Below are 10,674 nucleotides of genomic sequence, written 5' to 3' on the forward strand. Positions count from 1 at the left end.
ACGTCGTGCCCGCACCCCAGCCCTGCTCTCCAGAGGAGCCCCGTGCCGCATTCCGCACCTCCTTCGACCAATCCGCTGCGCGATCCCCGCGATCGCCGCCTCGCCCGCGTTGCCGCACCGTCGGCCCTCGTGCTCTTCGGCGTGACGGGCGATCTCGCCCGCAAGAAGCTGCTGCCCGCCATGTACGACCTCGTGAACCGGGGCCTGCTGCCGCCGTCGTTCTCGCTGGTCGGCTTCGGACGCCGCGAGTGGAGCCACGAGGACTTCGCCGCCTACGCCCGCAAATCGGTGATGGCCAACGCCCGCACCGAGTTCCAGGAGACCGTGTGGCAGCAGTTCGCCGCCGGCCTGCGCTTCGTGCAGGGCGAGTTCGACGACTCCGCCGCCTACGACCGCCTGACCGAGGTCCTCGCCGAGCTCGATGAGGACCGCGGCACCCGGGGCAACCACGCCTTCTACCTCTCGATCCCGCCCAAGGCCTTCGAGCTCGTGTGCCAGCAGCTGGCCGAGCACGGCCTGGCGGAGAACCCCGAGGCCGAGGGCTGGCGCCGCGTGGTCATCGAGAAGCCCTTCGGCCACGATCTCGAATCCGCCAAGGAGCTCAACTCGATCGTGGAGAGCGTGTTCTCCCACAACGCGATCTTCCGGATCGACCACTACCTGGGCAAGGAGACGGTCCAGAACATCCTGGCCATGCGCTTCGCCAACGCCATGTACGAGCCCCTGTGGAATGCCGACCACATCGATCACGTGCAGATCACCATGGCGGAGTCGATCGGGATCGGGACCCGCGCCGGGTACTACGACGGCGTGGGCGCGGCCCGCGACGTCATCCAGAACCACCTGCTGCAGCTGCTGGCGCTGACCGCCATGGAGGAGCCCGGCAGCTTCACCGCCCGTGCGCTGCGCTACGAGAAGGCCAAGGTCCTCTCGGCCGTCGTGCTCGGCGACGACCTCGGCGAGTCCTCGGCCATCGGCCAGTACGGCGAGGGCCTTCAGGGCGGCGAGGAGGTCAAGGGCTTCCTCGAGGAGCAGGACATCCCCTCGGACTCGCGCACGGAGACCTTCGCGGCGCTGCGCCTCGAGGTCGACAACCGCCGCTGGCAGGGCGTGCCGTTCTTCCTGCGGGCCGGAAAGCGCCTGGGCCGGCGCGTCACCGAGATCGCCGTGATCTTCAAGCGCACCCCCAACCGCCTGTTCACCCCGCACGACACCGAGGAGTTCGGTCAGAACGCGGTCGTGATCCGCATCCAGCCCGACGAGGGCGTGACGATCCGCTTCGGCTCGAAGGTCCCCGGCACGCAGTCGGAGATCCGCGACGTCACCATGGACTTCGGCTATGGCCATGCGTTCACCGAGTCCTCCCCCGAGGCCTACGAGCGCCTGATCCTGGACGTGCTGCTCGGCGAGCCGCCGCTGTTCCCGGATCACGAGGAGGTCGAGCTGTCCTGGAAGATCCTCGACCCGTTCGAGCAGTACTGGGCCGCCCATGACGTGCGCCCCGAGACCTACGCCCCCGGCTCCTGGGGACCCGCATCGGCGGACCGGCTGATGCAGCGAGAAGGAAGGACCTGGAGGCGACCGTGATCATCACCCTCGAGAACACCACCACCGCAGACGTCGACAAGACCCTGCAGCGCCTGCGCGAGGAGAGCGGCGTGGTCACCCTGGGCCGCGTCCTCACGCTCGTGATCGTGGCCGAAGCCGGGCACTCCGAGAAGGCCCTGGATGCCGCGATCGAGGCCTCCCACGAGCACCCGTGCCGCATCATCATGCACGTGGCGCACTCCGTGAACGACTCCACGCGCCTGGACGCCCAGGTCCGCGCCGGCGGCGACGCCGGTGCCTCGGAGGTCGTCGTGCTGCACGGCTACGGCGAGCTCGCCGAGCCGTCCGAGACCCTGGTCTCGGCGCTGCTGCTGCCGGACGCCCCTATCGTGGCCTGGTGGCCGCATCGGGTGCCGGTCAGCCCCGCCGCGTCGTCGATCGGCCGGATCGCCCACCGCCGCATCACCGACTCCACCACCGCGGAGGACGTCGTGCAGACGCTGGCAGACCTGGCGGCCAACTACCGTCCCGGCGACACCGACATCTCCTGGACGCGGCTGACCATGTGGCGCGTCCAGCTCTCTGCGGCCTACGAGCAGGCCCCGCCCAGCCCCATGGTCGAGGTCGTCATCACCGGCGCCGAGGACTCCTCCCGCGTCCGGCTGCTGGGGTCCTGGCTGGGTTCTCGGCTGGACTGCCCCGTGCGCCTGGAGCACTCGGAGCGCTGCGAGCACGGCCTGGACACGGTCCGCCTGGTCCGCGAGGACGGCGAGATCGTCCTGGACCGCCCCGGCGACACCCTGGCCACGCTGAGCCAGCCCGGTCAGCACGACCAGACGGTCGCCCTGCCGCACCGGACCCTCAGCGCCTGCCTGGCCGAGGAGCTGCGCCGCCTGGACCCGGATGAGGTCTACGGCGACGTCCTGCGCGCGGTGGTCGACTTCGAGACCCTGTTCCAGGCCGGGCAGTCCCCCGCCGGGTCCGGATTCGCGGATCCCGCAGAATCGACGGATCAGCTGTGGGTCTCCGGCCAGGAGGCCGACGCCGAGGCAGCCGAGCAGGAGCACCTCACGGAGGAGCGGTCATGAGCGCACCCGAGATCCGCACCGCCTCGTCCAAGGACGAGCTCGCCGACCTGGTGACCCGCGAGGCGATCGCGGTCCTCGCGCAGGCCCAGCAGCAGCGCGGCCGCGCCTCGATCGCCCTCACCGGCGGGACCATGGGCACCAAGTCAGTCGCTGCTCTGGCCGCGGCCTCGCGGACCACGGAGCAGGACCTGAACTGGTCCCGGATCGATTTCTGGTGGTCGGATGAGCGCTTCCTGCCCCGCGGCGATTCCGAGCGCAATGTGCAGCAGGCCATGGACGCCGTGACCGCCGCGGCCCCCGAACTGCAGCTGCCGCCGGAGAACGTCCATGTGATCGGCAGCGCCGATGAGTTCTCCACGCCGGAGGACTCCGCGCAGGACTACCTCGACGAGCTTCGCGCTGCGGCCGCCGATCAGGGCACCGGCGGGCTTCCGCCCCTCGACATCGCCCTGCTGGGCGTGGGCCCGGACGGCCATGTGGCCTCGGTGTTCCCGGGGCGTCCGGAGCTGGAGATCGAGGAGGCCACTGTGGTGGCCGTCCACGACTCCCCCAAGCCGCCCCCGCTGCGCGTGTCCATGACGCTGCCGCTGATCCGCACCGCCGCCCACGTGTGGTTCGTGGTGGCCGGCGAGGACAAGACCGAGGCCGTGGGCCGCCTGCTGGCCGGAGGTCCGCTCGAGCAGACGCCGGCCTGCGGTGCCCGGGGCACCGTCAGCACGCGCCTCTACGGCACGCCCGACGCCCTTCCCGAGGGCCGCGGCTGAGACGGAGCACAGGAAAGAGGCCCTGCCTCCCCTTCTCGGGGAGGCAGGGCCTCTTGTCTGCGGCGACTGCGGCTCAGAGTCCGGCGGTCGAACCCGCGGTCTCCACGAAGCGCATCGAGATGCCGTAGGCGGCGATGCACACAGCCCAGACGATGATCACCGTGGTGGTCAGCCGCACGAGGTTCTTCTGCGCGACGCCCGACGTGTTCAGCGACTGGGTCATGCCGCCGCCGAACATGTCCGACAGTCCGCCGCCCTTGCCCTTGTTGAGCAGGACCAGGACGACCGCCAGAACGCTGGTGAGGACGATGATCCCCAGCAGGATGTCTTGCAGGATCTCCATGGATCTCCCTCTGAAATCGTGGTCCGGGCAGCCGACCGAGCGAGATCAGTCGGTCGTGAGGTGCTGCTCGAACTTCACAATGCTAGCAAACTCATCCGCATCGAGGCTGGCACCGCCGACCAGGGCGCCGTCGACGTCCTTGCCGCGCAGGATCTCTGCGACGTTCTTGGACTTCACGGAGCCGCCGTAGAGGATGCGGGTCGACTGGGCGGTCTGCTCGTCGTAGAGCTTCTCGAGCTCGGCGCGGATAGCCGCCGACATCTCCTGGGCATCCTCCGGTCCGGCGACCTTGCCGGTGCCGATGGCCCACACGGGCTCGTAGGCGATGACGAGCTGGGCGACCTTCTCGGCCGGCAGGCCCTTGATCGAGCCGCGGACCTGCTCCAGCGTGTGCTCCACGTGCTGGCCGGCCTCGCGGACCTCGAGGCCCTCGCCGACGCACAGCACCGGGGTCAGGCCGTGGCGGTGGGCGGCCTCGATCTTGGCCAGGCACTGCTCGTCGGTCTCGCCGTGGATCGTGCGGCGCTCGGAGTGCCCGACCAGCACGTACGTGCAGCCGAGCTTGGCCAGCATCTCCCCGGAGATGTCGCCGGTGTAGGCGCCGGAATCCTGATCGGAGAGGTCCTGGCCGCCGAAGCGCACGGGCAGGTCATCGCCGGTCACGACGGTCTGCACGGAGCGCAGGTCGGTGAAAGGCGGGAACACGGCGACCTCGACGCGGTCGAAGTCGTGCTTGGCGTCCTGCAGCGTCCACACCAGCTTCTGCAGCAGAGCCACGCCCTGCTGGTGGTCGAGGTTCATCTTCCAGTTGCCGGCGATCAGCGGAGTGCGATCGAATGCGCCATTGGTCTGCGAGGTCATGCGAGTCTCCTTCGTGTGCGGCCCACGGGGCCTGTCGGTGCGGTGGTGCGCCGCCGTCGTCGTGCGGAGCCCGTGCTCGGCACGACGACGGCGGCGATGAAGCGGGGGCGGATCAGCCCATCACGGCGACGCCCGGCAGCTCCTTGCCCTCGATGAACTCCAGGGATGCGCCGCCGCCGGTGGAGATGTGTCCGAACTGGTCGTCCGAGAAGCCGAGCGTGCGCACGGCGGCTGCGGAGTCGCCGCCGCCGATGACGGACATGCCCGAGCCCTCGGTCAGCGCCTCGGCGATCGCCCGGGTGCCGCCGGAGAACGCCTCCATCTCGAACACGCCCGCGGGCCCGTTCCAGAAGATCGTCTTGGCGGCGCGGATGGCCTCCGCGAAGGCCTTGGCGGAGTCCGGTCCGATGTCCAGGCCCATGCCGGAGTCGCCGATAGAGCCGCCCTCGATGTCCTCGACGGGACGGACCTCGTGCTCGGCGTCGGCGCTGAAGGAGGCCGCGTAGACGATGTCGGTGGGCAGGACGATCTCCGTGCCCTCCCCCGCCGCGCGATCGAGGTAGCCCTTCACGGTGTCGAGCTGATCGTCCTCCACGAGCGAGGAGCCGATCGAGTAGCCCTGCGCCTTGAGGAAGGTGAAGACCATGCCGCCGCCGATCAGCAGCTGATCGGCGCGGCCGATGAGGTTCTCGATCACGGCGAGCTTGTCCGAGACCTTGGATCCGCCCATGACGACCACGAACGGATGATTGGGATTCGAGACGACCTTGGTCAGGACGTCGACCTCGGTCTTGACAAGATCGCCCAGGTAGGACGGCAGGATCTTGGCGACGTCGTAGACGGAGGCGTGCTTGCGGTGCACGGCACCGAAGGCATCGCCCACGAACGCACCGTTCTCACCGGTGAGGGCAGCGAGCTCCTGGGCGAAAGGCTGGCGCTCGGCCCCGTCCTTGGACGTCTCGCGGGGATCGAAGCGCACGTTCTCGATGACCAGGACCTGGCCGTCGCTCAGTGCCTCGGCCTTGGCCTGGGCGTCCGCGCCCACGACATCGGAGGCGACCTGGACGTCGAGGTCCGAGAGCTCGGCGAGCTTCTGGGCAGCCGGGGCGATCGAGTACTGGGGGTCGACCTGGCCCTTGGGGCGGCCCAGGTGGGCGCACACGATGACGCGGGCGCCGGCCTCCGAGAGCTTGGTGATCACGGGCAGCGAGGCGCGGACGCGGCCGTCGTCGGTGACGGTCGAGCCGTCGAGCGGCACGTTGAGATCGGAGCGGACCAGGACGCGGCGTCCGGAGACGCCCTCGGCGAGCAGATCATCCAGTGACTTGGCCATGGCGGTGTTCCCTTCTTGTGGCTTCTGGCGGTGCCCGCGCGGGGTCCGGCGGGTCCGCCGCGGACTGCCTCCAGTATCCCGTGTGCGCGGGCGGAACGGCGGTTACAGCTCGGATGTCGGTGCGCGGGTGCGCAGACGACAGCGCGGGGCGCCGCAGCGAACAGCTGCAGTGCCCCGCGCGCGAGGTGCCTCACGACCAGGTGCCGGCCGGGGCCGAGCAGGCGGTCGTGCAGAGGCTTGATCAGAACTTGGAGGCGACCAGGTTCGTCAGGGAGACCAGGCGGGAGGTGTAGCCCCACTCGTTGTCGTACCAGGCGATGACCTTGACCTGGTTGTCGATGACCTTGGTCAGCGGGGCGTCGAACACGGTCGAGACCGGGTAGCCCTCGATGTCCTTGGACACGATGGGATCCTCGCTGTACTCGATGATGCCCTTCATGGAGCCCTCGGCGGCCTTCTTCATGGCCGCGTTGACCGACTCGACGGTGACGTCCTTGGCGACGTCGATCGTGAGGTCCACCAGCGAGCCGGTGGGGGTGGGAACGCGCACGGCGAAGCCGTCCAGCTTGCCCTGCAGCTCCGGCAGCACCAGGCCGACGGCCGCGGCCGCACCGGTGGTGGTGGGGACCATGTTCAGGGCGGCGGCACGGGCGCGGCGCAGGTCCTTGTGGGGGGCGTCCTGCAGTCGCTGATCCGAGGTGTATGCGTGGATGGTGGTCATCAGGCCGCGCTCGATGCCGAACTCGTCGTTGAGGACCTTGGCCATGGGAGCCAGGCAGTTCGTGGTGCAGGACGCGCCGGAGACGATGTTCTGCGTGGCGGGATCGTAGGAGTCCGCGTTGACGCCGAACACGAAGGTGCCGTCGATGTTCTTGCCCGGAGCGGACAGGACGACCTTCTTGGCGCCGGCCTCCAGGTGGGCCTTGGCAGCGTCTCCGTTGGTGAAGAAGCCGGTGGACTCGACGACGATGTCCACGCCGAGCTCGCCCCAGGGCAAGTTCGCCGGATCCTTCTCGGCCAGCAGCTTGACCTCGTGCCCGTCCACGGTGAGGGTGTCGTTCTCGAGCGAGACCTCACCCGGGAAGCGGCCGTTGATGGAGTCATACTTCAGCAGGTGAACCAGCGTCTGCGCCTCGGTGAGGTCGTTCACGGCGACGATCTCGATGTTCTCGCCCTGCTCGCGGACTGCGCGGAAGAAGCTGCGTCCGATGCGGCCGAAGCCGTTGATGCCAACCTTGATGGTCACTGCGATCGATCTCCTTGTCTGAGGTGACGTCGTTCGACGAGTGCGCGACCAGTCCGCCCCAGCGGTTCAGAGCCGGGCGCACATCTGATCGCTCGAGGTTGAGTGGGCTTCCGAGGGAACGCAACTGTTCGCACGTCCGTCCGGGCGCTCCCGGATCGACGCTGCCGTTCCGGGCCCTTCAGCCTCTCGTCCCCTCCAGTCTAGTGGCATGGACCGCAGTTGCCCAGAGGATCGCAGAGAAAAGCTCGACTTCCTCGGGCGCCCTCTGCGCAAAAACACACACAAACCAACATTCAGGCCGATGGAGGCGGCCCGGAGGTCGCCTTCCGGCTCAGGCGCGCTCGCCCGGCTCCCCGCCCTCGGTCCCGGCGATGCCCAGCTCCTCGGCGCGGCGGTCGGCCATGGCCAGCAGTCGGCGGATGCGCCCGGCGATCGCGTCCTTGGTCAGCACCGGATCCGACAGGCGCCCCAGCTCGTCCAGGGAGGCCTGCTTGTTGGCCAGGCGCAGCTCGCCGGCCATGCGCAGGTGCTCGGGGACGTCGTCGCCGAGGATCTCCATGGCCCGCTCGACGCGCGCGCCAGCGGCCACGGCTGCCTGCGCCGAGCGGCGCAGGTTGGCGTCGTCGAAGTTGGCGAGGCGGTTGGCGGTCGCACGGACCTCCTTGCGCATGCGCCGCTCCTCCCATGTCATGAGGCAGTCATGGGCGCCCATGCGGGTCAGCAGCGCGGCGATCGCATCTCCGTCGCGGATCACCACCCGGTCGCCGCCGCGGACCTCGCGCGCCTTGGCGATCACGTCCAGGCGACGGGCCGCACCCACCAGCGCCAGAGCCGCCTCGGGGCCGGGGCAGGTGAACTCCATGGCACCGGAGCGCCCGGGCTCTGTGAGCGAGCCGTGGGAGAGGAAGGCTCCGCGCAGCACGGCGGCGGCATCGCCGACCGAGCCGTTGACCACGACCGGAGGCAGCCCGCGCACCGGTCGTCCGTGCGCATCCAGCAGGCCGGTGCGGCGGGCCAGGGCCTCGCCGTCCCGTGCCACGCGCAGCACGTAGTTGCTGCCTCGGCGCAGTCCTCCTCCGCCGGAGATCACGCCGAGCTCGCAGGCGTGGCCGAACTCCTCGATGACGATGGACCTCATGCGCCGGGCGACCGCAGCCGTGTCCAGCTCGATCTCGATGACGATGCGCCCGGAGACGATGTGCAGGCCGCCGGAGAAGCGCAGGACGGCGGAGAGCTCAGCGCGGCGCTCCGAGGCCTTGGTGACCTCGGTGCGGGCGAGCTCCTCCTTGACCGATGCCGTGAGGGACATCAGATTCCTTTCGGTGCAGAAGCTGTGGGGGTGCTCCGGCGCGCGTCAGCCCGAAGCGCGTGGGAGGCACCGGGACACCATAGCGGCAGCCCCTGCTCACCGCCCATTCGACGGTGCATCGTTCCCGGTGCGACCAGGGCGGTCGCGGCAGCGGCTCAGCGCTCCATGACCTCCTGATACGCCGCCGCCAGCTTCAGCGGCGAGTGGATCGACAGCCCCTCAGCCCGGCGCAGATCGGCGAAGTGCACGATCGCGCCCATCCGCGCCGCCGCCCGCTCCAGGGCCTCGCGGTCCTCCACGGAGCTCGGATCGGCCACGACGGCGTCGATCCCGACGTCCGGGGCGTAGTGGCGCAGGATCTCGAGCTCCTGTGCGCTCGTCTTACCCTGCGTCTCCGAATCCCGGGACAGGTTCATGGTCACGAACTTCATGCCCTCGGTGTCGCGAATCGCCTGGCGCATCTCCGGCATGAGCAGGTGCGGCAGCACCGAGGTGTGCCACGAGCCCGGGCCCAGGATCACGCAGTCGGCGGACTCGATCGCGCTCAGGGCCTGCAGGCACGGCTCGGCGTCGACCGGCAGGAGCCGGACGTCGCGGATGTACGGCTCGCGCGCCAGATCCACCTGGCCGGTGACGGTGCGCAGGCCGTCGGGGGCGGTGTCATCCGGGACCTCGCCCTCGATGACCAGCGGAGTCAGCGACATGGGCAGCACGGTGCCCTCGGCCTCCAGCAGGGCGCCGGCCCAGCGCAGGCCCTCGACGGGATCGCCAAGCAGCTCCCACAGGGTCACGATCAGCAGGTTGCCCAGCGCGTGGCCGTCGAGCGAGCTCAGCCGCTCCGGCCCGGAGTCGAAGCGGTGCTGCATGACGTCGCGCCAGGTCATCCCCCAGTCGGAGTCATCGCACAGCGCCGACAGCGCCATTCGGAGGTCGCCGGGGGGAAGGACGTCGAGCTCCTGGCGGAGCCGACCTGAGGAGCCGCCGTCGTCGGCGACGGTGACCACGGCGGTGAGTCGCTTGGTCAGCAGGCGCAGCGCCGACAGCGAGGCGGACAGGCCGTGGCCGCCTCCCAGGGCGACGACGGAGCGGCCGCTCTGGCGCCGCGGTCGCGGCGCTGCGCCGCCCTGGCGGGGGCTCTGCGGCGAGCGTCCCTGCGGAGAAACGTCGAACAGTCGGTTCTCGGTCATGGTGCGGTCCAGGTGATCGTGGCGGTCGTGGGTCGGGGCAGCGGCCTACTCGCGGCCCACGTCCCGATGCTCGACGTTCACGACGACGCGCGGCAGCTTGGACAGCCGCTTGGCGACCTCCTCGGTCATGGCCACCGAGCGGTGCTTGCCACCGGTGCAGCCGATCGCGATGGTCGCATAGTGCTTGTTCTCCGTGCGGTAGCCCTCGAAGACCGGCTCCAGCATGGAGGTGAAGCGCTCCACGAACGTGCGGGCGCCGTCGCCCTGGAAGACGTAGTCGCGCACCTCCTTGTCCCGTCCGGTGCGCGGGCGCAGGGCCGGCACCCAGTGGGGGTTCGGGATGAAGCGGACGTCGGCGACGTAGTTGGCGTCGGCGGGCACGCCGTACTTGAAGCCGAAGCTCATGACGGTCAGGCGCAGGACCACGGGGCCGTTCGTGGAGTACAGATCCGCGACCGCCTTGGACAGGCCGTGGACGTTGAACGACGACGTGTCCAGCACGACGTCGGCGGATTCGCGCAGCGCCGAGAGAAGCCGGCGCTCGGCTGCGATGCCGTCCAGGATCCGGCCTCCGGCCTGCAGCGGATGAGGACGGCGCTGGTGCTCGTAGCGAGCGACCAGCACCTCATCCGAGGCCTCGAGGAAGAGGATCGAGAACTCGACCCCGTTGGCCTCCAGCGCCGAGAGCGTGTCCTGCATGTCGTCGAACAGGGCCTTGCCGCGGACGTCGATCACGACCGCCAGGCGCGGGATGGCCTCCGGCGAGCGGGAGACCACATCCGCCAGTGTCTGCAGCATCTGCGGCGGCAGATTGTCGACGACGTACCAGCCCTGGTCCTCCAGGGCGTTGGCCGCCGTGGAGCGCCCCGCCCCGGACAGACCGGTGACCACGAGCAGCTCGGCCGTGCGCGGACGCTCCGGGCGCGCCTGATCCTGGCCCGGGGTCGAGTGGGTGTTCTCCGTCATGTTCTGCCTCCTGGCTCCAGAGCCTATCC

10 protein-coding genes are annotated in these 10,674 nt (G+C 69.8%); 3 read left to right on the plus strand and 7 right to left on the minus strand.

Translation table 11 applies throughout. The annotated features are described in order from the left end of the window. Positions 1-42: 42 nt before the first annotated feature. The 3 genes from zwf to pgl are packed head-to-tail and all read left to right on the plus strand — an operon-like array spanning position 43 to position 3,400. Positions 43-1,587 (plus strand): glucose-6-phosphate dehydrogenase, encoded by a 1,545-nt coding sequence (zwf, locus tag FFS25_RS07600; RefSeq protein ID WP_058870890.1) that lies wholly within the window; start codon positions 43-45, stop codon positions 1,585-1,587. Then, the gene (locus FFS25_RS07605; RefSeq protein ID WP_058870891.1) at positions 1,584-2,636 is read left to right on the plus strand and encodes a glucose-6-phosphate dehydrogenase assembly protein OpcA; all 1,053 of its coding nucleotides are present in this window, start codon (positions 1,584-1,586) and stop codon (positions 2,634-2,636) included. The genes zwf and FFS25_RS07605 overlap by 4 nt, the downstream gene beginning before the upstream one ends. Continuing rightward, complete coding sequence (gene pgl / locus FFS25_RS07610) at positions 2,633-3,400, plus strand: 6-phosphogluconolactonase (RefSeq protein ID WP_058870892.1); 768 nt, start codon at positions 2,633-2,635, stop codon at positions 3,398-3,400. The genes FFS25_RS07605 and pgl overlap by 4 nt, the downstream gene beginning before the upstream one ends. Before the next feature lie 73 nt (positions 3,401-3,473). Here the strand turns inward: pgl and secG are convergent, their stop codons facing one another. The 7 genes from secG to rapZ all read right to left on the minus strand — a co-directional run bounded on the left by secG (position 3,474) and on the right by rapZ (position 10,645). Then, complete coding sequence (secG, locus tag FFS25_RS07615) at positions 3,474-3,743, minus strand: preprotein translocase subunit SecG (RefSeq protein WP_058870893.1); 270 nt, start codon at positions 3,741-3,743, stop codon at positions 3,474-3,476. A 45-nt stretch (positions 3,744-3,788) separates the two neighbouring features. Continuing rightward, positions 3,789-4,604 (minus strand): triose-phosphate isomerase, encoded by an 816-nt coding sequence (tpiA, locus tag FFS25_RS07620; protein WP_058870894.1) that lies wholly within the window; start codon positions 4,602-4,604, stop codon positions 3,789-3,791. Positions 4,605-4,716: 112 nt separating this feature from the next. Then, positions 4,717-5,937: a phosphoglycerate kinase gene (locus tag FFS25_RS07625; RefSeq protein ID WP_137802441.1), complete on the minus strand. Its 1,221-nt coding sequence runs from the start codon at positions 5,935-5,937 to the stop codon at positions 4,717-4,719. A gap of 241 nt (positions 5,938-6,178) precedes the next feature. Further along, entirely contained in the window at positions 6,179-7,183 is a 1,005-nt protein-coding gene (gap, locus tag FFS25_RS07630) for a type I glyceraldehyde-3-phosphate dehydrogenase (RefSeq protein WP_058870896.1), read from the minus strand. A 331-nt stretch (positions 7,184-7,514) separates the two neighbouring features. Continuing rightward, positions 7,515-8,492, minus strand: a complete 978-nt coding sequence (whiA, locus tag FFS25_RS07635) for a DNA-binding protein WhiA (protein ID WP_058870897.1) — start codon at positions 8,490-8,492, stop codon at positions 7,515-7,517. Between the two features lie 155 nt (positions 8,493-8,647). After that, entirely contained in the window at positions 8,648-9,679 is a 1,032-nt protein-coding gene (locus FFS25_RS07640) for a gluconeogenesis factor YvcK family protein (RefSeq protein ID WP_235586717.1), read from the minus strand. 45 nt (positions 9,680-9,724) lie between these two features. After that, complete coding sequence (gene rapZ, locus FFS25_RS07645; RefSeq protein ID WP_006213191.1) at positions 9,725-10,645, minus strand: RNase adapter RapZ; 921 nt, start codon at positions 10,643-10,645, stop codon at positions 9,725-9,727. Positions 10,646-10,674: the final 29 nt, after the last annotated feature.

The organism is Kocuria sp. 2SI, assembly GCF_005502825.1.
Classification (GTDB): domain Bacteria; phylum Actinomycetota; class Actinomycetes; order Actinomycetales; family Micrococcaceae; genus Kocuria; species Kocuria palustris.

Coding starts and splice junctions, on each gene's coding strand:
- tpiA (WP_058870894.1), bottom strand. CDS start 4,604: ATGACCTCGCAGACCAATGGCGCATTCGATCGCACTCCGCTGATCGCC.
- FFS25_RS07625 (WP_137802441.1), bottom strand. CDS start 5,937: ATGGCCAAGTCACTGGATGATCTGCTCGCCGAGGGCGTCTCCGGACGC.
- whiA (WP_058870897.1), bottom strand. CDS start 8,492: ATGTCCCTCACGGCATCGGTCAAGGAGGAGCTCGCCCGCACCGAGGTC.
- rapZ (WP_006213191.1), bottom strand. CDS start 10,645: ATGACGGAGAACACCCACTCGACCCCGGGCCAGGATCAGGCGCGCCCG.
- secG (WP_058870893.1), bottom strand. CDS start 3,743: ATGGAGATCCTGCAAGACATCCTGCTGGGGATCATCGTCCTCACCAGC.
- pgl (WP_058870892.1), top strand. CDS start 2,633: ATGAGCGCACCCGAGATCCGCACCGCCTCGTCCAAGGACGAGCTCGCC.
- FFS25_RS07640 (WP_235586717.1), bottom strand. CDS start 9,679: ATGACCGAGAACCGACTGTTCGACGTTTCTCCGCAGGGACGCTCGCCG.